The 24,406-nt window shown below is 49.8% G+C and carries 17 protein-coding genes and 1 other annotated feature; of the genes, 14 read left to right on the forward strand and 3 right to left on the reverse strand.

Translation table 11 applies throughout. From position 1 onward, the window contains the following. The first annotated feature begins 103 nt into the window (after positions 1-103). The 12 genes from VN379_RS07165 (at position 104) to VN379_RS07220 (ending at position 16,867) form a co-directional block, all read left to right on the forward strand. The gene (locus VN379_RS07165) at positions 104-1,399 is read left to right on the forward strand and encodes a TolC family protein (protein ID WP_325532288.1); all 1,296 of its coding nucleotides are present in this window, start codon (positions 104-106) and stop codon (positions 1,397-1,399) included. A gap of 12 nt (positions 1,400-1,411) precedes the next feature. Further along, on the forward strand, positions 1,412-2,578 hold the full coding sequence (locus VN379_RS07170) for an efflux RND transporter periplasmic adaptor subunit (protein WP_325532290.1): 1,167 nt from the start codon (positions 1,412-1,414) through the stop codon (positions 2,576-2,578). 14 nt (positions 2,579-2,592) lie between these two features. Continuing rightward, on the forward strand, positions 2,593-5,736 hold the full coding sequence (locus tag VN379_RS07175; RefSeq protein ID WP_325532292.1) for a multidrug efflux RND transporter permease subunit: 3,144 nt from the start codon (positions 2,593-2,595) through the stop codon (positions 5,734-5,736). 99 nt (positions 5,737-5,835) lie between these two features. Continuing rightward, complete coding sequence (locus VN379_RS07180; RefSeq protein ID WP_325532294.1) at positions 5,836-6,411, forward strand: hypothetical protein; 576 nt, start codon at positions 5,836-5,838, stop codon at positions 6,409-6,411. 35 nt (positions 6,412-6,446) lie between these two features. Further along, on the forward strand, positions 6,447-6,983 hold the full coding sequence (locus VN379_RS07185) for a GDSL-type esterase/lipase family protein (protein WP_325532296.1): 537 nt from the start codon (positions 6,447-6,449) through the stop codon (positions 6,981-6,983). Positions 6,984-7,236: 253 nt separating this feature from the next. Then, positions 7,237-8,217: an AraC family transcriptional regulator gene (locus VN379_RS07190; RefSeq protein WP_325532298.1), complete on the forward strand. Its 981-nt coding sequence runs from the start codon at positions 7,237-7,239 to the stop codon at positions 8,215-8,217. Between the two features lie 201 nt (positions 8,218-8,418). Beyond that, the gene (locus VN379_RS07195) at positions 8,419-9,135 is read left to right on the forward strand and encodes an energy-coupling factor transporter transmembrane component T (protein ID WP_325532300.1); all 717 of its coding nucleotides are present in this window, start codon (positions 8,419-8,421) and stop codon (positions 9,133-9,135) included. Between the two features lie 42 nt (positions 9,136-9,177). Continuing rightward, entirely contained in the window at positions 9,178-10,629 is a 1,452-nt protein-coding gene (locus VN379_RS07200; protein WP_325532302.1) for an energy-coupling factor ABC transporter ATP-binding protein, read from the forward strand. A 1-nt stretch (position 10,630) separates the two neighbouring features. Continuing rightward, the gene (locus VN379_RS07205; protein WP_325532304.1) at positions 10,631-11,236 is read left to right on the forward strand and encodes an MptD family putative ECF transporter S component; all 606 of its coding nucleotides are present in this window, start codon (positions 10,631-10,633) and stop codon (positions 11,234-11,236) included. 28 nt (positions 11,237-11,264) lie between these two features. Beyond that, a complete protein-coding gene (locus tag VN379_RS07210) occupies positions 11,265-13,241 on the forward strand; it encodes a TonB-dependent receptor (protein WP_325532306.1) in 1,977 nt (658 codons plus the stop codon). A 69-nt stretch (positions 13,242-13,310) separates the two neighbouring features. Next, entirely contained in the window at positions 13,311-15,116 is a 1,806-nt protein-coding gene (locus tag VN379_RS07215) for an ABC transporter ATP-binding protein (protein ID WP_325532308.1), read from the forward strand. Beyond that, on the forward strand, positions 15,101-16,867 hold the full coding sequence (locus VN379_RS07220; protein ID WP_325532310.1) for an ABC transporter ATP-binding protein: 1,767 nt from the start codon (positions 15,101-15,103) through the stop codon (positions 16,865-16,867). The genes VN379_RS07215 and VN379_RS07220 overlap by 16 nt, the downstream gene beginning before the upstream one ends. On the opposite strand, the gene VN379_RS07225 is transcribed toward VN379_RS07220, so the two are convergent. Then, entirely contained in the window at positions 16,855-17,769 is a 915-nt protein-coding gene (locus VN379_RS07225) for a LysR family transcriptional regulator (RefSeq protein ID WP_325532312.1), read from the reverse strand. The two genes, VN379_RS07220 and VN379_RS07225, sit on opposite strands and share 13 nt — an antisense overlap. Before the next feature lie 228 nt (positions 17,770-17,997). On the opposite strand from VN379_RS07225, the gene VN379_RS07230 reads away from it, so the two are divergent. Continuing rightward, positions 17,998-19,212 carry a metal-dependent hydrolase family protein gene (locus VN379_RS07230; RefSeq protein ID WP_325532314.1) on the forward strand — a complete coding sequence of 405 codons (1,215 nt, stop codon included), beginning with the start codon at positions 17,998-18,000 and terminating at the stop codon, positions 19,210-19,212. Positions 19,213-19,260: 48 nt separating this feature from the next. Further along, on the forward strand, positions 19,261-20,568 hold the full coding sequence (locus VN379_RS07235) for an MFS transporter (protein ID WP_325532316.1): 1,308 nt from the start codon (positions 19,261-19,263) through the stop codon (positions 20,566-20,568). A 673-nt stretch (positions 20,569-21,241) separates the two neighbouring features. Here the strand turns inward: VN379_RS07235 and VN379_RS07240 are convergent. Together VN379_RS07240 and glgC are read right to left on the reverse strand one after the other, a co-directional pair. Beyond that, complete coding sequence (locus VN379_RS07240) at positions 21,242-22,546, reverse strand: MFS transporter (protein WP_325532318.1); 1,305 nt, start codon at positions 22,544-22,546, stop codon at positions 21,242-21,244. 107 nt (positions 22,547-22,653) lie between these two features. After that, positions 22,654-22,907, reverse strand: a binding site (T-box leader). Between the two features lie 134 nt (positions 22,908-23,041). Next, positions 23,042-24,277 (reverse strand): glucose-1-phosphate adenylyltransferase, encoded by a 1,236-nt coding sequence (gene glgC / locus VN379_RS07245; RefSeq protein ID WP_325532320.1) that lies wholly within the window; start codon positions 24,275-24,277, stop codon positions 23,042-23,044. Positions 24,278-24,406 lie beyond the last annotated feature (129 nt).

Consider the following 24,406-nt stretch of genomic DNA (forward strand, 5'->3'; position numbering starts at 1 on the left):
ATCATGAGTAGTACTACAATCCAAGCTAGCATTCAATACTTCGCTTGATCTGATGGGAATCCCTAGCGTTCACAATCAGAATAATTTTTCAGGAGGTTTTAGTATGAAGAGATACCAGCGGTATTTCCTGGCAATTATCCCTGTCGCCATGCTAATGACATTAGCCCAGCCGGTGTTTGCCACGGCGGTGGAGTTATCGGTAGAAGACAGTATCGCCCTGGCTTTACAGAATAACTATGATATCAAATATGCAAAATCGGCCAGGGAAAAATCTTATTGGGCCATGAAAGAAGCCAGAAAAAACAAAGGACTGTCCATCGATTTTACCCATACCGACCAGCGATATAACACGCCGCCGGCGGAGACCGGAACATCTACATATGAATATACGACAAATTTTGATAACCAGATCGCTCTTTCATTACCGCTGTATTCCGGCGGGAAGCTGGAGAATCAAATCAAACAGGCGAAGCTTGATCTGAAGGTGGCAGAACTGGATGTGGAGGCAGCCAAACAACAGCTGAAGCTGACCGTGGTGGCCAATTACCTTACCGTGCTGGAATACCGTAATGAAGTCAAGGTGAATCAGGAGACGGTCAAGAACTATGAAGAACACTTGAAGCTGGTTAAGGATAAATTCGACTTGGGCCTGGTAGCTAAGACCGATGTGTTGTCAAGCCAGGTGGATCTGGCAAGCTCTCAGGATAATCTGGTAAAAGCCAAAAATAATTATACCAATGCAGTAGCTGCACTGAACAATGCGATTGGTTTACCCCATGCTACCGAGGTTACGCTAAAAGATGAGTTTGCTTACGAAAAATATCCCAGGACGCTGGAGGAATGCCTGCAGTATGCTGTGGATCACCGCCCCGAACTGGTTCAATATGAGGCCAAAATCGCCAGTGCCAATTATGATGTGGATATCGCCAAAAGCGGCCGGCGGCCGACTGTTAATCTGACTGCCGAGCAGGACTGGTATGACAGCCATTTAATTGGCTCCAAAAATAGCAATTGGCTATTGAAATTAACCACATCGATCAATGTATTTGATACCGGTTTAACCAATGCTAACGTTAAGCAAGCCCAGCATAATGTGGATATGGTGCTGGATAAGGCCGGGCAGCAGCGTGATACTATCCTTTTGAATGTACGTGAGTATTATTTGAGCATGCATGAAGCCGAGAAGAGGATTGATTCCAATAAGGTATCTGTTGACTATGCGGAAGAAAGTTTAATGATCCAAAAAGCCCGTTATGAGGTCGGGATTGGAACTAACCTTGATTTGCGTGATGCGGTATTATCGCTGGACTCCGCGAAAAAGGATTATATCCAGGCCTTGTATGATTATAATACGAACAAAGTTAAACTGGAACAGGCCATGGGCTTACCAGTGCAGTAGGAGGAATGACAATTGAGTATCAAGGGTTCAAAAAAACTGTACATTGGCTTACTTGCTGTAGTTGTTTTGCTTGGCATTGTTGTTGTACGCAGCGGGATATTGTCCAAAACACAGCTGAATACAGCCCCGCAGGCGGTAGTGGTAAAGGCTATGCAGGTAGTAACGCGTGATACACCTGTCAGCCGTGAATTTGTGGGACAGGTAAAAGCAAAGAGTGAAGTAAAAATCATGTCAAAAGTAGCCGGGAATGTTGTTGCTAAGATGGTGAATGGCGGCGATACGGTCTATAAGGGCCAGCCTTTGTTCCAAATCGATAATAAGCAGTACCGGACAGCTATTAATTCGGCCAGGGCAGCGTTGCTAAAATCGCAGGCAACACTTAATAATACCCAGAAAGACGTAGCGCGCTATCAGAAGTTGGCCGCTTTAAAAGGGATTGCCCAACAAACGGTAGATGCGTATGTATCCCAGGCTGAAGAAGAAGCAGCCACGGTCGAGGTAAGCCGGGCAACCTTGCAACAGGCCATTGAGGATGAGCAGGATACATTAATTGTTTCGCCGGTTGATGGCCGCATTGATGTGAATGATGTAAGTCTCGGTTATTATGTGGCCGCCGGTTCGACAACGATGGCTACCGTTTCCTCAATAAATCCGGTTTGGGTACAGTTCAGCATGAGCGAAACGGAATACCTGGAATTTATCAGAAACGGCAATGGTTCACTGCCTGCCAATTTCAAGGAGCATTTGAAACTGGTACTAGGTGACGGAACCGAATATCCGCTGATCGGTCGTGTGGAGCAAATCGACCGGGGAATCAGCAATACAACAGGCACGATTACGATCAAAGCCAGCTTTGATAACCCGCAAAACTACTTGCTGCCAGGGATGTTTGCCCGGGTAGTTGCGCAAGAAACGGTGCGGCAGGGGGCTTTGCTGATTCCGCAAAAAGCGGTTAAGGAAGTGCTGGATAATACCTTTGTTATCGTCGTAACCGAGGATAACAAGGCTGAAAGCAGGCAAGTAAAGCTTGGCGACAGGATTGGCAATATGTGGTTGGTGGAAGAAGGCCTTAGCGGCACTGACCGGGTTATTGTAGACGGTATCGACAAGGTAAAACAAGGAAATGCTTTACAAGTAACAATGATACAGCCGGATGCACAGACTCCGGCCCGGCAATAGGGGGCGTTGTTATTATGGCTAATTTCTTTATTAACCGCCCTATTTTCGCCATCGTTTTGTCGATTATTATTACCTTATTGGGCACAACTGCCGCCTTTACTCTGCCGGTAGCGCAGTACCCGCAAATTTCGCCGCCAACAATCTCAGTAAGCACTTCCTACCAGGGGGCTAATGCCGATGTTGTTGATCAAACAGTTGCCCAGGTCATTGAAGAACAGATCAATGGTGTCGAGGATATGGTTTATATGTCCTCCACCAGTACCGATTCCGGTTCTTATTCCCTGAGCATTCAGTTTGAGACAGAGAAAGACTCGGATACGGCAGCGGTACAAGCACAGAACCGGGTAGCGCAAGCCAATGCCTCTTTACCCAGTACGGTGCAGACAGCCGGGGTTACAACCCGCAAATCCTCACAGGATATGTCGCTTATTTTTACGCTCTGGTCGCCTAATGACAATTATGATGCCAATTTCTTAAAAAACTATGGCAGTATTTATCTGATTGATGATATCAAACGGGTCAAGGGTGTCGGTGAAGTATCCGCATTTGGCTCCGATTACAGTATGCGGATATGGCTGCAGCCGGAAAAAATGGCGCAATTGGGGATTTCAGTCGGTGAAGTGACTGCCGCGATTGAAACGCAAAATGTTCAGGCAGCAGCCGGTGCTTTTGGTAAAATGCCGACAGCGTCTGAGCAGCAATTCCAGTATACGGCCAAGGTTAAAGGCCGTCTTACTGATCAGAAAGAGTTTGAGAATATTATCGTTCGTTCGCAATCAGACGCTTCGTTCGTCCGGATTAAGGATATTGCCCGGGTGGAATTGGGCAGCAAAGAATATAATTTTAACAGCTTGGTGAACAGTAAGGTGGCAGCTGGGTTTGCTGTTAAGTTAACCAGTGATGCCAACGCTTTAGAGACCATCAGTAAGGTAAAAACTGTGCTGGCACAGGCCTCGAAGAATTTCCCCGGTGACATGGAATATAAAATTGTTGTTGATAATACCGAGTTTGTACGCGAATCCATGCAGGAGGTAGTTAAAACCTTTGCCGAAGCGCTGCTGTTAGTTTTAATTGTAGTGTTTGTTTTCCTGCAAAGCTGGCGGGCCACACTGATTCCCTTGCTGGCAATTCCGGTATCCTTGCTGGGTACCTTTGCTGCCTTTAGTGCACTAGGCTTTACCATCAACACGCTTACGTTATTTGCGATGGTGCTGGCTATCGGGCTTGTTGTTGATGATGCGATTGTTGTTATTGAGGCTGTCGAGTATCATATGCGCTATTCCGGGCTTTCCCCGCTGGACGCCACCAAGCGGGCCATGAGCGAGGTTTCCGGCCCGGTTGTTGCGATTGCGTTCGTATTGGCGTCAGTATTTATTCCGGTGGCCTTTTTCGGCGGCACTACGGGGATATTATACAAACAATTTGCGTTAACCATTGTGGTGTCGATGGCTTTGTCGGCCATTGTTGCTTTATCACTGACGCCGGCACTGTGCGTGCTGCTGCTTAAACCCCATGATCCTCAGGCGCATAGTGGTTCATTGGCCAGATTTTTTAGTGCATTCAATAATTGGTTTGAACGAGGCATTGCGCAGTATGGGGACGGGCTCGGCAAACTTATTCCGAAAGCCCGGCTGTGCCTGGTTCTGCTGGCAGTCTTACTCATCCTGACCGGCGGGTTATATAAAGTGGTACCGTCTTCCTTTGTGCCTGATGAAGATCAGGGCTTCTATATAACGGCTATCACGTTGCCGGAAGCGTCCAGTTTGAACCGGACTATTGAGGTGATGCGGCAATTTACCGAAAAGGTAAGTGCTCAGCCTGGCGTTCTTAATATCATGTCGTTATCTGGTATGGATATATTGGGGGGCGGCACAAAGACGAATGCCGGTGCTATGTTTATTTCCCTGGATTCCTGGGGCGAGCGGCAAAAGCCTGAATTACAGGTAAAAGCCGAAATAAGTCAGACCTTGCTGAGTGGAGCCCACTTTCCGGAAGGCTCGGTCGTTTCCTTTGCCCCCTCCGGTCTGCCAGGGCTGGGAATGGTCGGTGGCTTTACCTTGATGCTGGAAGACCGGAGCGGCGGTTCCTTAGCGGATCTTGACAGCATGGCCCAAAAATTCGTGGCGGCTGCCAAAGAGCGTCCGGAGATTGGCTCAATTACATCTACATTTAAAGCCAATACACCAAGCTATGAATTTGAGGTAGACCGGGAAAAGGCTGAACAACTGGGGGTGGCTGTTGATGATGTATTTACGGCATTGCAGGTATTCCTTGGCGGCACCCAGGTAAATGACTTTAATAAATTTGGTCGTGCCTACAAGGTTACGGTGCAGGCCGAACCGTCATTTCGCAGTGATGCGAATGCAACACGATATCTTTATGTAAAAAGTTCTAATGATACGATGGTGCCGCTAAATACCCTTCTTAAACCAAAAAAGATTAATGCGCCAACTGTCATTACCCGGTTTAATGGTGTGAAGGCAGTTCAAATCAGCGGCACACAGGCTTCCGGGTACAGCTCCGGCCAAGCCATGACTGCCCTGGAAGAGGTAGCAGGGCAAACCTTAGCCAATGGTTATACCTATGAATGGTCTGGGCAAAGCCGGGAGGAGAAGCTCTCTGGTTCCCGGGCACCGATTGTGTTTGGTATGGCTATCGTTTTCGTCTTTTTATGTTTGGCAGCTCTTTATGAGAGCTGGAGCGTACCCTTTGCCGTATTGCTTTCCGTGCCAACCGGCGTTTTTGGTGCCTTCTTGTTTCAGTATGTGTGCAATCTAGAAAACAGCGTATACATGCAGATTGGTTTAGTTATGCTGATTGGTTTGGCTGCGAAAAATGCGATATTGATTGTTGAGTTTGCTAAAGTCAGGGTTGACAAAGGTATGAACCCGGTTGCGGCGGCCATTGAAGCGGCAAAAACCCGTCTGCGGCCGATTCTTATGACTTCACTGGCCTTTATTATTGGCTGCTTCCCGTTAGCCGTGGCAACAGGGGCTGGTGCCGGTGCCAGGAATTCTATGGGAACAGCCGTCGTGGGTGGTATGTTTACAGCGACAGCGCTGGGAATATTCTTAATCCCTGTTCTGTTTGTTGTAGTAGAAACGATCACAGAAAGGTTTAGGAATAAGCGTTCTGGTTCTTCACAGTTAAAGGAGTAATCCACCTCCGTTTTACATTCGTGCAAAAAAAGGGATGACTACATCGCGTGCGGAATATAGTCATTAGATTATTTATGATAGAATGAAGGTGTTTTCATTATGCCGGTAGCTCCTACACCGCCAACAAAACCTTCGCTGCCTGTAGTTCCAACCGTTACGCTGTCGAATTCCAATACCGCCGCTGATCAGCATACCCCTGCTCCTGCTAACCAAACCCAACCCCCGGGGAAATCGGTAAGCCCGGTGGTGACAGGTACTGCCAAGGAGCTTGAAGGACTGGGCAAGGCTTTTCAGGGGAATTCGACACCGCATAAAGCCGAGGCAAAGGCAGAGCCGGCAGCAAAGGAAACCCCAACCAAAAATATGATGATAGCTCCTGGCAGGTCCGTTGATTCTCAGGCAGGGACTTCTACGCAGACCGTCCCCGTTCAACCGCCAGTGCCAGATAGCAAGCCGTCAGGCTTCAGCTATGTTCCCTTTGTAGTTATCGTGGGTCTCGTCGCTGTAATCTTACTCGGACTGCGGTTATTTAAACGTAAAAAAGAGCAACAGCGGACCATTGTTGACTATTCGCAGAGATCAACTGCCGTAATTGGCCAGGATGGCTTGGATATAGTGGTATCGCCTCAGACGCCGGCGCCTAAAGTCAAACAAAACTTTGAATTGCGGATTTGAGAACAGAAAAAACGTAACAGGGGAGGACTACTGGCATGGGGACGATCGTCGCCCTTGGCGATTCGATTACATATGGCTTTCCTTATACGCCGGAGTTGTCCTGGGTCAGGCTGACCGGCGCTGAGCTCGGCATTACGATGCTTAATAAAGGTGTCAACGGGGACAGTACGGCCGGGATGCTGGCGCGGTTTAACCGGGATGTTATCGCATACGCGCCATCGCATGTTATTATCATGGGAGGCACGAATGATGCCTGTGCCCGGGTGGCGGCCGAGACGGTGGAGACACAGGTCCGGAAAATGGTAGAATTAGCGCTGCAGTATCAGATAACACCCATTATTGGGCTGCCGGTTCCCTGCAATTATGCCCAAGACGAAGCGTATCTTGATCTGTATCGCCAGGATATGCGGGACTATGCGATTGCCGGCAAGCTAACCGTGATTGATTTTTATGCTGCATTCAAAGCCGCTAAGGATAGTCTAACGCTGTATGCCGATGTTCTTCACCCCAATGAAGCAGGCTACCGGGTGATGGCGGCGGTTGCTTCGCCGGTTATAAAAAACATACTGTAACAGAAAAACCGTCAGCATGGGCTGCGGTTTTTCTGTTTTTTTCGTCGCCCAGGTCTCAATAGCGGTTTGCTGTCAAGGGTGAATGGTGTCCGCTGGCTCAGAGGTTTTCTTTGGTGGCAGCTTGTATAAGAAATTTCGAGATGATATAATTGATAATCATAATCAATTAATCGTTTCGCCTATTGTTGTTTGGACCGCCTGTACCATTTTGGGGCAGGGTTATTGAGTTAACTTTGATATGAGGGAGATTGCCATGAATGGATGGGACGCGGCAGGGAAAACAGCCCATACAGGCGAAGAACACTGGCTGTTACACAACAACAGATCCTATGTGATGTATTCATCTCCGGACCGGGTTGTATCCAGGGATAACGGAAGATTTGGCAAAGCAAGTGTCAATCATTTATTTAACGGGCCCTTTGCCAGAATCAGAGATACGGAGCTGACCTTCTGTGATGGTATATCCGGCGGCGCCCGCTTTGAGATGCCTCATATTGTGCTGTATTTTTGCCTGGCCGGGCAGTTTATTCTGGAGGAAAACGAGCTTGTCGTAGATGCCGCCAATTTTTTGGCGTTCCGCTCCGCTGATCTGCGGAATGTAAGGTTTCAGCCCGGTCTGTATAACCGGATTATTACGGTGGAAATCTATCCCGAACAAATGAAGGGTTTGGGCAGCAACGGCTTACAGGAAATGCTGCCTAATCTTCCGGCAAGCGGCAGCTTTTTTTCCACCCATAAACTGTCCCCGGTATTGAAAAGTATTTTGCAGCAACTGATCCACTGCCCTTATCCTGCCCCGGTACGGGAACTGTACATGGAAGGGAAGCTGCTGGAATTGCTGGCCGTATATTTCAATGAAACGGTTTATCAGCAGGAAATCATTCCGGCCGGGTCGCTCAGACTCTCCCGGCAGGATATCAACAGTCTGCAGCAGGCCAGGCAGATTCTGGATCAGAATTTTATCATGCCGCCGACTCTGGCCGGTTTGGCAAAAATGATCTGTCTGAACGAGTTTAAGTTAAAGAATGGTTTTAAACAAGTATTCGGACAGACTGTCCACAGCTATGTTGTAGACAGGCGGCTGGAGCTTGCCACACAGCTATTCGCAGAGAAAAAGCTCAATATCGGGGAAGTGGCTTCGTACATAGGTTATTCGAACGCCAGTTACTTTGCCCTGGCATTCCGTAAAAAGAACGGCGTCAGTCCGAGCGAGTATTTATCAGAAAGGGAATAAATCCAGATTCTTATCCGGCTGTATCAATAATGATACAGCCGGTTTGTTTTTTGCAGCCCGGCGGCGGCAAAGAAAAAATCCCGTTACTGTTGAAAAAATCCGGATACAGGTAGAGGTAGTCAGACCGGTTTAGTACACTTAACGAGTGAGATAAATAATCATTATCAATTTTACAAGCAAGATTAGGAGGGTACGTGATGGATGGAGGCTCTAGGTTTAAAGGCTGAAAAACCTGATCCGCGGGTGTGGCTATTTTTGGTTGTCACTGTCTCCTGGCTGACCTATTTCTGTGGGAGCCGCGGTGAACTTTTTAGCTTGTTTCTGCTGTTGGCCGTACTGATGTTTGTTCAAAAAATGTGGCTGACGGCTCTCTATTTTGCTGCATTCTACCTGGTTTTACTGGTGCTGCAGGAACTACTCCGGCTGATTGCCGTACCTTTGGTCAACATGGTGGCAGGCATGCTTATTTTACTATTTTTCAGACTGCTTCCCGTTTATATGGCCTACAGCATTATGCTGAAAAAAACGGCCATGAATGAATTGATGATTGCCCTGGAGCAGCTGCGGGTGCCGAAGTTGCTGATCATTCCCCTGGCAGTCGTTTATCGTTACCTCCCTACCCTCAGACAGGAGATTGTATATATCAGGGACAGTCTGAGAATGCGGGGCCTGAATCCATCCCTGGCTGCCATGCTGCTGCATCCGGTCACGATGGTCGAAACCTTCATGATTCCGCTGCTGATCCGCAGTGGCAAGCTGGCTGATGAACTGGCGGCAGCGGCCTTGTGTAAAGGGATTGATGCCGGTCAGCCCAGAACGTCCTGCACCGGAGTCCGGTTTGCGCTGCAGGATGCCGTCTGGTGTATGGTCATCGGCATTGTTGCGGCGGCCTTCGTCTTTATGCATGGGCCTGGGTAGGGAATGGAAAAAGTCAAGTAAAGGATTGGACAAAAAAGCGTTATGACACATGGACAGGCAACAGTGATTCAGTTCAACAATGTAACGGTAACGTACCGCAGCCGCAAGCAGGCGATTCTGAACGGTTTCAGCCTGGCTGTAAACCAGGGTGAGTTTGTACTGCTAACAGGCAGGAGCGGCTGCGGTAAAACAACGGTGACCCGTCTGATCAACGGATTAATCCCGAATTTTTTTGACACTGTGGTTACCGGCGATGTCTTTGTCGGCGGTCTTGATATCAAGAAAGTTTCTCTGCGTGAACTAACCCGTAAGGTAGGATCTGTTTTTCAGGATCCGCGTTCCCAGTTTTTCACTTTGCATACGTTGAGTGAACTGGCGTTTGCCAGTGAGAATCTTGGCCTGCCGGGACCGGTAATCCGGGCGCAAATACAAAAAACCATACAGAATTTAAACATGGCTGCGATCGGTGAGAAATCCCTTTTTGCCCTGTCCAGCGGTGAGAAACAAAAAGTGGCGATTGCCTCTGTGTATACCCTGGAACCGGAAATCTATGTTTTGGACGAGCCATTGGCCAATTTGGATGAAAAAGGGGTGGCCCAGCTGCTGGCGACACTGAAAACACTCAAAGCCGAAGGCCATACCGTCATTATTGCCGAACACCGCCTGGCGTATTTGCAAGACCTGGCTGACCGGGTGATCCTGATGGCGGACTCGCAAAAAAAGGGGGATTTTACCGGTGAGGATTTTTTCGCCAAGCCTGCCTGCTGGTTCCGGGAGCAGGGGCTGCGTCATTTTGACGGGGCGGTGCCACGGCTGGCGGCAGCAGCCGGACAGAACCGAAAAGGCCAGGACCCCTTGTTGGAGGCACAGCAGCTAGCCTTTGGCTATACACGGGGCCAGCCGGTGTGGGAAAATCTATCCTTCTGTGCTTATGCTGGTGAGATTACCGGTATCATGGGGGAAAACGGCACAGGCAAGAGCACCTTGCTGCGGGTGTTGATGGGACTGGAAAAACAGACCCGGGGCGAGATCCGGATTGCGGGCAAACCCGCCGGCGCAGGCCGGAGAATTCAGCAGTCGTTCTATGTTATGCAGGATGTCGATTATCAGTTGTTTGCGCCCAGCGTGTGGGAGGAGCTGCTGCTGGGCTGTCCGGCATCGCCGGAGATTGAGGACAAAGCCGGGGAATACCTGCGGTTTTTTCAATTGGAAGCGTACCAACAGGTTCATCCTGCTGCACTTTCCGGTGGACAAAAGCAACGGCTGGCCATTGCGCTGGCCTGTATGCGCGATGCCAGGCTGTTGTTTTTTGATGAGCCTACCAGTGGTCTGGATGGGGCGAGCATGGAAAAAGTCAGCCGGCTGTTACGACAGCTGGCACAGGCAGGACGCTGCATTTTTGTAATATCCCATGATCGTGAATTTGCGTCAAATACCTTTGACCGGGTTCTCTATCTGAAAGCAGACGGCAGGTTGATTGAAAGAGGGGAGTAGCATGGCAGCACAAGCAGATACTGCTCAGACAGTGCGTTATTTGATCACTATTGGTATTTTTAATGCATTGATTATTGGTATTTTTATGTCGTTGGGGTTCACGATTGGACTCATTCCGGTGGTGTTAATCTTTATGCCGGTGATCCTGGCGATCCCGGGTGGAATTATCTTTATGCTGATGCTAGCGAAAGCGCCTATGCGCGGGGTATTTGTCATCAGCGGCGCCATGCTGGGTCTGGTCATGTTTACGATGGCGCCGGCCGGTGTGTTTGGACTGAGCATTTTTGCGGGGGGAGTGGCGGGAGAACTGGTCTTTGGCTGGCTGGGCCGACAGCGGTTTGCCGCGGCGGCCACCGGTTTTGCCTGCTACATGCTGGGGTTTGCCATCGGCGAAAGCCTGCCGCTCACCTTTATGAAGGAGGCTTATTTGGCCCAGGAGGCAAGGCATGGAATTGAACAGCTGACAATACTGCAGCAATGCCTGGATTTGATGAATCCGCCGCTGTTTGCCGCAATCTGCCTGCTTACAGTACTTGCCTCCTATGTGGGCAGTTTCTGGGGCCGACGGCTGCTAAAGGCGCATTTTGAGAAGGCCGGGATTGTATAATCGGAAAACGAATGAAGGAGGGGATACTATGAAAAAAAAGCAAAGACAATACTTAGCCGGCGTACTGCTGAGTGGTGCTATGATGTTGGCCGGTCCGGTGGCGCTGGCTGAAGAACAGGAATTCAGCCTGGATGAATATGTGGTCACGGCCAGCAGGATGCCGGTGAAAAAGACGGAAACGGCCGCCAGCGTGACGGTTATTACCCGCGAGGAGATTGAAAAAAGCGGTGCGGCCAGTGTCGCGGATATTCTGGATAATACCACTGTCACGCTGCAGAAAGACCGCACGGCCAGTGTGCCGACGATCAATGGTGATGTGCGGGTACTGGTTCTGGTTGATGGCCGCGAGGTCAACTGGAAAGGCGGCGGGATGCATATGGGGCAGTCGGGGGCCAATCTGGACTTTCTGCCCGCAGCGGAGAACATTGAGCGGATTGAAATTGTCAGGGGGCCGGTATCGGCCCTGTATGGCAGTGACGCAGTGGGCGGTGTTATCAACATCATTACCCGCAAAAGCTCCGGTCCGTCTACGCGCTATTCAGCGGAAACCGGCAGTTGGGGATTGCGGCGCTATAATCTGACGACCGAGAATAAGACCGGCGATTTCAGTTACCGTATCCACTTTAAACGGGAACGGCAGGATGACTATCACTATCAGGGCGGTTACAGCGGCAAAAGTGAACAGGCCGTCAATACGGCCCTGGCACAGGATCAAATGAATATCCGCCTGGATAAGGAGCTTGGCAATGACGGTTTGCTCACCCTGACAATCGACCATACCGACGGCCGGAAAGGCATGAATGTAATGCCGGATTACCGTGCCTACACCGACTCCGGCGGCGCGACCACGTACATGGCTTATGTTGTCCAGCCCTTTGTGGAGAATAATGTTGATGTAACCTACCACTGGAATCAGGGGGAAAACGCCAATAACTTTATCCGGGTGTACCGCAACTATCTTACTTATAATTATGATAATCATCTCTATCCGTATCCGGATTATTTTTTTAACGGCCTGTCTTACACCAATCAGGTCGACGGTGCGGAATGGCAGCAAACCTGGAGGATCAGCGACCGGTATACCCTGCTGGGCGGCGCTTCCTGGCGCGAGACTACGGCCGACTCGGTCGAGTATCCCATCTCGTTTTTAGGGGTTGCCGGCTACAACTACAGTGACAAGAAGATATCCAACCGGGCCTTCTTTCTAGAGAATAACTGGCGGTTCCCGAAAAACTGGTCGGCAACAGCCGGGGTGCGCTATGACGATTACACCCTGTTCGGCGACAAAACCACGGCCCGTATCACCGTAAACCGCGAGCTTAGCAGCTCTGCCAATGTGTTTGCCTCCTGGGGGCAGATTTTCAAAACCCCGTTTATCGCCGATGTCTATGGCGGCGGGTTTATGGTGCCGAATCTGAACCTCCGGCCGGAAAGCGGCGAGGTGGTCACGCTGGGGATGAATGCCCGGCTGGCGGAAGGGACTGAGCTGCAGGCCAGCGTGTTTAGCAGCCGTTTAAATGATGCCCTGGATTATGTTTCGGTTGGGCCGATGCAGTTTCAGTGGCAGAATATCGCGGAACTAAAACGTAAGGGACTGGATATCAGTCTGAAACGGCGGCTATCACCGCAGTGGCTGGTATCTGCCGGCTATTCCTATATCCAGGTCGAAGAAAAGGGCGCTACGCAAAGAGAAGAATTTAATAACAACGAACCGCACGGGTACCGGCTGGGCCTGGAATACGGTCTGGACAAATGGGCTGCCAACGCAGCGCTCCGGGGGGCAACCGGACGCAGCCTGCAGGCGTTTACAGCCTCAGACTACTGGGTCGTTGATTTGGGCGTCAGCTATAAGGTAAACCCTGATACCCGTGCGTATCTGAAGGTATACAACCTGACCGATGAAGCCTATGAAATGCATGGTTCCTACGGGGATGCCAGCGGGATTACCGGGCTCTATCCCATGGCCGGCCGGCAGGTCGTCTTTGGCATTGACCAGAAGATATAGTACGTGAACAATCAGCAGGGAAGCAGGTTGCAGGAGCGGCGTGTGCCGTAAGAAAGGTGGAAGGCCCTAATGACAGGAAATAATTGGCTGAAAACCGTGTGGTTCTTTGCCACAGAGTGCAGGCTGCAGATGATCTTCTCGGTACTCTGCGCAGTAATCAGTGTGGCCGGCAGCATGGTGCCGTATCTGAGCGTTTATCAGATTATCATTTTGTTTTTTGAAGAACAGGCAACCGTCAGTGCCATCTTCTTCTGGGCGGCGCTGTGTCTGGGCGGACATGCCGTACACCTTGGTTTTTATGCCTTGTCCACGATGCTGGCGCATTTTTCCGCCTACAGCATACTGGAGAATATGCGCCTGCGCATAGCAGACCGGCTAATGAAAGCGCCTCTTGGTACGGTGTTGAATCAGCCTGTGGGGAAAATGAAAAGTGTAATCATAGACCGGGTGGAAAGCGTGGAGGTTCCCCTGGCCCATCTCATTCCGGAGGGAATTGCCAATCTGCTGTTACCGCTGGGTGTATTTGCCTATCTGCTGGTGATTGACTGGCGGATGGCCCTGGCGGCAATGGTTACGATACCGGTCGCCGGCATTATCTATGCGGCTATGCTGACAGCTTTTAATAAAAAGTATGCTGAATATATGGCTGCCAGCAATTATGTCAACAGTGTGATTGTCGAATATATCGAGGGAATCGAAGTTATCAAGGCCTTTAACCAGTCGGCCGCGTCCTATGAAAAGTATGAGAATGCAGTTGAGATGTTTAAAGAGTACACGCTGGCCTGGTTTAAAAGCACCTGGAAAATTATGAATCTGGGCGGCGCGGTTTTGCCGTCCACCCTGCTTGGCACCATGCCGGCCGGGATGTATTTCTATCTCAATGGCACCCTGCAGCCGGCAGACCTTACGATGTGTCTGATCCTGTCGTTGGGGATGGTGGCGCCGTTGACCAGCTTCACGGTGTTTGTCAATGATGCTAAGGCAATCGAATACGCGGTAAAAGACGCGGCAGATTTTTTAAACCTGCCGGAGCTGGAGAATGTGCAGGTGCCGGTGGAACTGACGCAGTATGATATTGAGTTGCGGCAAGTGTCTTTTGCTTATGACGCCATGGCCGCTGCCCCAATGACAGATATGGACAACAGTGTGCTGCATGACATGACGCTGCAGCTGCCCCAGGGAACGTTTACGGCGCTGGTGGGGCCGTCCGGAAGCGGCAAATCGACCGTTGCCAGGCTGATCGCCCGGTTTTGGGATGTTGGGAGCGGCGAAATCAGAATCGGTGGTGTGAACATAAAAAAAATGCCGCTGCCACAACTGGCCGACACGGTGAGTTTTGTAACCCAGGATAATTTTTTGTTTAACTGCTCGCTTAGGGAAAATATCCGCCTGGGCAATCCCGGGGCGTCGGATGAGGCGGTTATGCAAGCCGCCCGGGCTGCCTGCTGCGACGAGTTTATCCGCAAACTGGATAATGGGTATGATACCGGTGCCGGGGAAGCGGGAGGAAAATTATCCGGGGGAGAAAAGCAAAGAATTGCGATTGCCAGAGCCATCTTAAAAAATGCACCTGTTGTCATTCTGGATGAAGCAACGGCGTTTACCGATCCGGAAAATGAAGATAAGCTCCAAAAATCCCTTGCTGCCCTGACCTGCGGCAAGACCTTGCTGGTTATTGCCCACCGGCTGTCGACCATTAAACAGGCCGACCAGATTGTCGTTATGGAGCAAGGCCGGATTGTAAAGACCGGTACTCATGACGAACTGCTTGCCGGCTGCCCGCTTTACAAGGACATGTGGGAGGCACATATCGGTGCCAGGAATTGGGCGGCCAATCATGAGAAAGGAGACAACAGTAAATGTTTCAATCAATAAAACGGATTATAGCGTGGTCCGGACAGCGCAAAAAACGCTTATATACCGGCTGTGTATATTCGTTCCTGCACACGGTATTTGCCGCTATGCCGATTATGGGAGCCGCCTACGGCCTCAATCTGATTATTGCAGACAGCAAGGGTACAATTACCCTTACCGGGGAGTGGATATGGTATATGCTGGGGTTCATGCTGTTTACCGTGGCCGGGCGGTTCTGGTTTGCGTATCTGCGGGCCTCTGCCCAGGAAAGTATTGGTTATGAAGTAACGGCAGAACAACGGCTTGCAATTGGCGCCATCTTAAAACGGGTTTCGCTGGGCTTTTTCAGCAAGAAGAATGCCGGCGAAATTGCCGCGGCGGTAACAACCGATTTATCCTTTATTGAGCTGTTTGGTATGAAGATGGTTGATGTCGTTGTCAACGGCTATATCAGCGCGATAACCCTGGTGTTTTGCCTGGCTTTTTATAATGTGCAGGTCGCGCTGATTGCGGCGGCAGGTATCGTGGCCTCGGCCTGGTCTTTGAAAATGCTGGGCTTGAAGAGTCATGAAAACGCCCCCGTACACCAAACCGCCCAGGATCGCATGATTGCCGCCACACTTGAGTATCTACGGGGCATGGCTGTCGTTAAGGCCTTTAAGCAGGACGGTGTTGCCAGGGCAGGAATCCGCAGTGCGTATCAGCTGAGTAAGGATATCAACATCAAAATTGAAAAAGAGTATGTTCCTTATAACTGCCTCCATTTATTTGCCCTGAAAGTAGCAGCCACAGGTGTGGTCCTGGTTTCGGCCCTGCTGACGCTGCAGGGAGCGATGACTGTCCCGACGCTGCTGATGATGGCAATATTCTCCTTTGTGATCTTTAAACAGATTGAAACAGTCAACAGCGCAGCTCATGTATTGGAACTTATTGATGCCACCCTGGATAAGCTCAAAGAGATCGAAACAGCCGATTTTATCGATAAAAGCGGCGCCGACGTGCAGTTACCGGCCTATGACATCCGGTTTCAGGATGTTACTTTTGCCTATGAGCAGCGGGAGGTGCTAACGAATGTATCCTTTACAATCCCGGCCAGCACGACGACAGCTATCGTTGGTCCCTCGGGCAGCGGCAAATCGACAATCTGCAGTCTGATCGCCCGGTTCTATGATGTGGATCAGGGCCAGGTACTGATCGGCGGCGTTGATATAAAAACAATGACCTGTGACAGCCTGCTTAAAAATATCAGTATGGTATTTCAACAAGTCTACCTGTTCCATGATACAGTATTGAATAATATCCGGTTTGGCAAACCGGCAGCTACTTTGGCCGAGGTTGTGGCGGCGGCTCAAAAAGCCTGTTGTCATGATTTCATTGCGAATCTGCCCAATGGGTACGAAACAGTAATCGGCGATGGCGGCTCTACCCTTTCCGGCGGTGAAAAACAGCGCATTTCTATTGCCAGGGCCATGCTGAAAGATGCGCCAATTGTCATTTTGGACGAGGCAACCGCCAGTGTGGACCCGGAGAACGAGCACCTCATTCAGCAGGCGATCAGTGCCTTGGTGCAGGGTAAAACAATGATTATCATTGCCCACCGGTTGGCCACCATCCAAAGCGCAGATCAAATCCTGGTTGTCGAGGCAGGCCGCATTGCCCAGCGCGGCACACATGAAGAGCTGATCCGCCAGGAAGGTGTGTATAAGCGGTTCCTGACAATTCGACAAGCGGCGGAAGGCTGGAGCATTGCTTTGTCTGATCACAACGAATAAAGCGATTCCGGTGTGGCAATTGAAGCTGCTACGCTGCGGGCCAGGGCCAGAAAATTTTCGACACTGGGTGATTTTTGATTTTTGTTCCAGGCTATCGCCGTTTCCAGCGGCGGGATGGCATTTTTTATCCGGCGGTAGACTACTCCCTTAATGTTAAGTTCCTGTATGGAGCCAGGGAGCAGTGCGATTCCCATTCCGGCCGCAACCAGTGATACCGATGTTTGCAACTCATGAACCTCCTGGGATATCCGGGGCTCAAAGCCGGCACGCCGGCAAATATTAATGATGCCGTCATGATACCCTTCACCAACTTTTCTTGTAGTCATGATGAATGACTCTGGCGCTAGCTGCTGGACATCAATATGTGATTCGGCCGCCAGCGGATGATCTTTGGGCAGGGCAACAACGAAAGAGTCCCGGCAAACGATCTCAAAGTTCAACTCGGAGGCAACGACAGGCAGGCACAGTATTCCTACCTGAAGTTCTTCTTTGAGTAATGCCTGGACCTGATCGGTGGTGCCCAACTGGCGTAAGGTCAGTTCTACGAAAGGGTACATTGCCCTGTATGCGGGGATTAGGCGGGGCAGCATATTAAAGGTAGCAATGCCGGTAAACCCGACAATTAAGCGGCCAAGCTTTCCCTGATGCGTATTCTGGGCCGCGACACAGGCTTTTTCAACGTCGGCAGTGATTTGATAGGCTTTTTCCAGAAAGACCTTGCCTGCGCCTGTCAGTTCTACCTGGCGTTTCGTGCGGTAAAATAACGGAACGCCTATTTCTGTTTCCAGGTTCTGAATTTGTTGGCTTAGCGGCGGCTGGGCCATATTTAGACGGTTGGCGGCCCGGCTAAAATGCAATTCTTCCGCCACTGCGATAAAATAGTGTAAATGCCGTAACTCCATTCCTAACATCCTTCTATTTCTTGATTTATATTTTAAAAGTATTATTTGACTAGTAATTATATATTAGACATGCGTTTCCCTCTATTATATACTAAGTTTATAAAAGAACCCCGGATACCGGAGTACGGTTTATTTGGGAAACTATATAATCGTTCAGCGCTGAACTTTTGACTCGTTACTGGTCAAAAGTTTTTTTGTTGCCCTTGTTTCCCAGATAGGGAGGAGAGGATGATTCAAGTGTCAGAATGTAGATTGCCTGTTTCAGGGAGACCACGCGAATACATAATAAAAAACGCTGCGCTGCTTGATATCAGGCAGGGCGAACTTGTCAGGGGGGTAGCGGTTCGTATTCAGGATGATGTCATTGTAGAGCTGTTTACCTGCCCGGAAATTCCCGCAGGTGTTGAGAGCTTTGATGCAGCCGGGATGTATATGATGCCAGGCCTGATTGACCTGCATGTCCATCTGGTTTGGGACGGCAGTGCCGATCCGCTGTATACGATGGCCAAAGAAGGCAACTATCTGGCATTTGCCAGAGGGATAATGAATGCACGGAAATCACTGACGCAAGGGGTTACCACGATCAGGGATGTCGGGTCTGTTGATGATGTTGCCGTGGATATTGCCGGCGTGTTTGGGGCCGGAATGCTGTTGGGCCCAACCGTGGTTGCTGCAGGACGTATTATTCAGCCAACCGGCGGCCATGTTCCTGAGCTTGGTTATATCGCTGATTCCCGGGACGAGTTGATCAAAGCTGTCCGTTATATGAAGATGCGGGGCGCCGGTGTGATCAAAGTGGCCTCAACTGGTGGCGCGTACGGCCCTGAGGAGATCGGTCCGTCGGTCTATTCACAGGAGGATCTGGCGGTAATCGTAGCAGAGGCGCACCACTTGGGGTTAAAGGTGGCTTCCCATTCGCTCGGCAGGGTGGGGATTGAAAATGCTGTGCGGGCCGGGGTGGATACCATTGAGCATGGCGCAGATATTACGTCAGATGTTCTGCAGGAGATGCAAGAAAAAAGCACGTATTTTGTTCCTACTCTGGCTGTATATAAAAAGTTATCAGAGAGCTCGGGGCAAATTCCCGAACAATATGTTGACAAGTCAAAGACTGTTGTTGCCTGGCACCGGGAAACTTTTCGCAATGCGATGGACATTGGTGTTCCGATTGCGCTCGGAACAGATGCCGGTTCGCCAAACTTTGGGCCTCATCCGTCGGTATTGCTGGAAATGTGTACAATGGGGCAGTACGGGATGAAACCGGCCGATATTCTGCTGGCGGCAACGCACACTGCGGCGGCCGCGTTAGGCAGGAGCCAGGTGATTGGTGCGGTTGAGGCCGGGAAACAGGCCGATATTTTGCTTTTAAAGGAAAACCCTTTGGAAGATATTCGCAGCATCAATAGTATCTGCCAGGTGATCAAAAGCGGGGTGATGTTGTAATCACTCGGTTCGTCAGGTGAAAAGTACACGCTTGGAAAGGAGAAACATATGATTACTACCAGTAAGCTGAATAGTAGTGTACCGGCAGCTCCCAGTATGTTCAAGGCGGTTCTTGCCGGATCAATCGGAAATGCATTGGAATGGTTTGATTATGGTCTGTATGGTTATTTTGCTTCCATTATTTCTTCCCAGTTTTTTTCTTCCAAAGATCCTGTGACTGCGCTGATGCTGGCATTCATTGTATTTGGGGTTGGTTTTGTTATGCGGCCTGTAGGCGGGCTTATCTTCGGCCATTATGCTGACCGGGTGGGGCGGCGTAATGTGCTGACCTGGACGGTTATGCTAATGGGTATTAGTACGTTCATTGTGGGAATTCTGCCAACATATGCTCAGGTAGGGGTTTTAGCGCCAATTTTACTTGCTGTTTGCCGGTTGTTGCAGGGAATATCCACCGGCGGTGAATGGGGGAGTTGCATGTCATTTCTGGCGGAATATGCTACCCCGCACAACCGGGGATTTATTGTAAGCTGGTCGCAGTTTAGTATTGCCGTGGGCTTGCTGCTCGGCTCAGGCTCAGGCGCTATTCTCAGTTCACTGCTTTCGCCTGAGGACATGAATGCCTGGGGCTGGCGCCTCCCGTTTCTAAGTGGAATCTTAATTGCCGCTTACGGTTTGTATATACGGCGTAAAATTGATGAAACGCCGGTGTTTAAAGGCTGTGAAGATGCACAGGCATTGGTGCAGACCCCGCTTAAGACTGTGTTAAAGCACTATAAACGGGAAACGATACTGAGCTTCGGCATTGTTATTGGCTGGACGATTTCATACTGGATTATCATGGCCTATATGCCAACCTATATTTCAAAGGTCTTAAAGTTTCCGTTGTCTGTCGGGCTCTCTTTTAATACGTTTTTAATTGTTATTTTTATGATTGCTATTCCGTTTACCGGCATGCTTGTGGATCGGGTGGGGCGAAAGCCGGTCATGGTGGGCGCAGCCTTAGGCTTAATTGTTTTGGGCTACCCGGTGTTTTATTTGTTAAGCACTACGGAAAGCTCGGTTATGTTTCTGGTGGGGTTAGTTGTATTAGCCGTGTTAGAAGCCATGATTTGCGGCGGAGCTACCGTTTATATGACGGAGATATTCCCAACCAACATCCGCTGCAGTGCAATTGCCATTGGGTATAATATTGCGGTTGCCTGTTTTGGCGGGACAGCGCCGTTTGTTTCGACCTGGCTGATCTCGGTTACCGGCAGTAATCTGGCTCCGACCTACTATTTAATCGCAGGAGCGATGGTAACCTTGGTGGTTTTAGTATTTTTGGCCGAAGAAACATATCATAAAGAACTGGTATAACAGTGTGACGATAGCCATTAATCGCAAGCCTGTAGGCAGCAAAACAAGGAAGCAACCCTCCTCTGCAGGAGCAGGTTGCTTCCTTGTCGTCTTGAATTGCGAGTTTGAGACACGGGCCAATCACCCGATCTAATTACCGATGATTTACACTTATTCAGTTTAGGACAGGCCGTAATCCCGTCCTTTTTTATTATAGGAAAACCGCGTCCTTGATGGGCGCTTTTTGTATTTCTAGTACCTAATAACCACATTTTTCCTGTATAATGGAAAAGGGACGAGCCGTTAACTCGTCCCTAAACTGAATACAGGAGGTGATTTGCATGCGCCTTGAGACCAAAAAGTTCAGGCTCCAAGTCTCAATAGCGGATTTGCTGTCAATGATTAAGTTCATTGCTAGCTTCTTCCGTTAGCCTCCGGTATCCACTGAACGTCCCTGTTACAGCAGGGGCGTTCTTATATCCTATGTCTATTATACCCGTTTTATCATCGGTTTAACAAGCTTTTTTACCGTTGTGGCGGTAGTTATTTGCGGATTAACAAGGTCTTCACCAGGCAACACCAGACTGGACGGGACAAGGGGAGCAGATATGTCTCAGTTAATGACTCAAGAGAACCGTCCCCTTGAGTCACTTTAACAAGCCTTTTTACCGCTGTGCCGGCAGTTATTTACGCATTAACAAGTCTCTTCACCAGGCAACACCGGTCCGGCCGGTGTAACCGGGCTGACGCGGACGAGTGGTATATTTGGTTTGACGGCCAGCCAGGCGCCAATGCCGATCACGGCCAGGGCGGCGGTGAAGGTGATGGCCGCCTGCCAGCCATAGGTGGTAGCCAGCCAGGCGGTCAGGGTGGGGGCGGTGACTCCGCCAATATTACCCCAGAAATTCATCCAGCCGGTGACGGAGCCGGAGAACTTGCCGCCGATGTCGATGCAGGCGGCCCAGCCGGCGTTGAAGGTAAAGCCAAGTGAACCCAGGGAGAGTGTCAGCCAAAACACATTCCACCAGGGATCGGTGGTCACGGCACCGAGATAGAGGGTAATACAGCAAATAGCCAGGCCGGTCGTGCCGAACAGGGTACGGACTTTATGGTTTGACACCCCTGAACTGATCAGCTTATCACTGATAAAACCGGTAGCCAGTGTCACCACACACAAGGCTGCCCAGGGGAAGGAGGCGGCAATGCCCATACTGGTCAGGGTAAAATTGCGGGCTTCCATGAGGTACATTGGCAGCCAGGCCAGGAAAACATACATGATATAGTCGGTGATAAAGAATTGAATCCCGATGGCCCAGAATTGTGAGGATGTCATAAAATCACGCCAGGGGGCAATCTCTTTGGCTGTGCTAAGCTGCATGCCGGCTTCGATATAGTTGGCTTCCGCAGTGGATACATATTTGTTGTCGCGGGGCGATTCTGTGGCGAAATAATACCAGGCGATGGCCAGCACAATGCCGACTGCCCCAAAAATGATGAAGACCGAGCGCCAGCCAAAGGCCAGCATCAAGGTTACGGTTACAGCCGGACCGAAAACCGGGCCAATAAACATACCCCCGAGAAACAGGGCCGATCCCCGGCCGCGTTCGCTGGGATTAAACCAGCGGTAAATGAAGCGTCCGAAGGAGGGGGCCAGCGGACCCTCACCGATGCCAAACAAAGCCCGCATGGCGGCAAACATGGTGAAGCTGCTGCACATTGCTGTTAAGGCGGTGAAGACCGACCAGAATGAGGCGGCCACGGTAATCATTTTACGATAACCGAACATCTCGGCCATAATGCCGCCAGGTATTTGCATCAGGGCATAACCAAGAAAAAAAGCGGTTTGCAGTAAGCCCATATCAATCTTCGTAAACCCGAATTCATGCATGATGGCCGGTGTGGCAACAGAAAGATTTACACGGTCCATGTAGGATATGAAGCTGATCAGAAACATCAGAGCCGCTAACACCCAGCGGAATTGTGAAGACTTTGGATTCATAATAAATACCCCCGTAATGTTATTTAGACGCTACTGCAATTTGGGGCCTGATGAATGGTGTGCAGCAGCGTTTGCTTACGCGGAAAATAAAAAACCCCTTGCCCCCAGTAAGGGGCAAGAGGTTAAACTCTCGCGATACCACCCTTGTTATACCTATAATAAATTATAGATACATCTCATCAGGTCTAACAACCCTAGCAATATAACGGTTGCACTCACACGGAGCTGATACCGGCGCCGCCTACTCGAATTTCAGCGTTGCAGTTCAGGAATGACGATTGCATCGTTCTGTTACCGGTTCGCACCAACCACCGGCTCTCTGAAACATACTACACACAATTAGTTCCTTCATCACTTTTAGTTAACATTATGAAGTTTTTTTCACGCTAAACGTTTAATATGTTGTAAATCTATGTACAGTATATACAGGAAGTGTCCCTGCTGTCAATGCTAAATTGAAATAGTGACTGATGCCAGTGATTGTGGTGCAATACACTAGGTTACCACAACTATGCCTGAGTCTGTGACCACATAGCCTTTTTGGCGGTCTTCTTCATGGTTAAAGCCGATTTCGCTTCCGTCGGGGATTTTTACGCGTTCATCGATGATTGCTCTTTTGATCCTGACATGTCTGCCAATCTCAACGTTTTCGAACAGGATCGAGTCTTCAATAAGGCTGTAGCTGTTAATCTTGCAGCACGGTCCCAGGATCGACCGGCGAACGGTGGCCCCACTGATGATGCAGCCGCCGCAGATGTAGGAATTGAGGTTCTGGCCGCGGCGTCCTTCCTCGTCAAACACCGTTTTGGCAGGCGGGTAATTGCCCTGATTGGTGATGATCGGCCAGCGGTAATTGTAGAGATTGAGCTGCGGCACTACGTTGATCAGATCCATATTGGCCTCATAGTAGGAGTCAATGGTCCCGACATCCTTCCAGTAGCCTTTTTCCCCCGGACCCATTTGGGGCAGCAGGTTATCAATAAAGTTATAGGCAAAGATGCGGTCACCCTTTTTGATCATCATCGGGATAACATGTTTGCCAAAGTCAAGATCGGCGTGGTGTTTCCGCCCCTCTTTCAGTATTTCAATAAGCTTCTTTGTGGAAAAAATGTAATTGCCCATGGAGGCAAAGCAGGTCGAGCGGTCGGGGATTGGTACCGGTTCCTGCGGTTTCTCGGTAAAGGCCGTAACCTGATAGTTGTCATCAACTGTAAAGATGCCAAAACGTTTGGCTTCCTCCGGCGATACCTCCAGTGCTGCCAGGGTCATATCGGCTTTATTGATAATATGGTAGCTGATCATCTGGCCAATATCCATCTTGTACACATGATCGCCACTGAAAATGGCAATATAATCGGCATCAGTTGTTTCGAGAATCCGCATAAACTGAAAGATTGCATCTGCAGTTCCTTTAAACCACTCTTCACCCAGATTGGTCGTCTCAGGTGATATCGTGTCATAAAACTCCCCGAGACCGGCCCATTTGCCCCAGGACTCTTTAATGTGTTTGTTTAAGGCGTGAGCCCGGTATTGGGTTAAGACGTACACTTTTTTGATGCCTGAATTAAAGAGGTTACTTAAGACAAAATCAATGATTTTGTATTTACCGCCAAAAGGAACATAGGGTTTAGGTCTGTTCAGGGTAATGGGACTCAGTCGCTCGCCCTTGCCGCCGGCCAAAACCATGGCGATCGTATTACCTGCAAAATTACTCAGTACAGCAGTATACATTTCTATGCCCTCCCTTATTATTTTACTCCTAGAGCCTCTGGGACAGTGGGGTATTTAAAAGGGATGTTGTTATAGTTAAATATTCTGATAAAACCCATAAAATTCCTACCAGGGTTGCAATTATTACTT

It is taken from the genome of Sporomusa sp. (assembly GCF_035561255.1).
Classification (GTDB): domain Bacteria; phylum Bacillota; class Negativicutes; order Sporomusales; family Sporomusaceae; genus Sporomusa.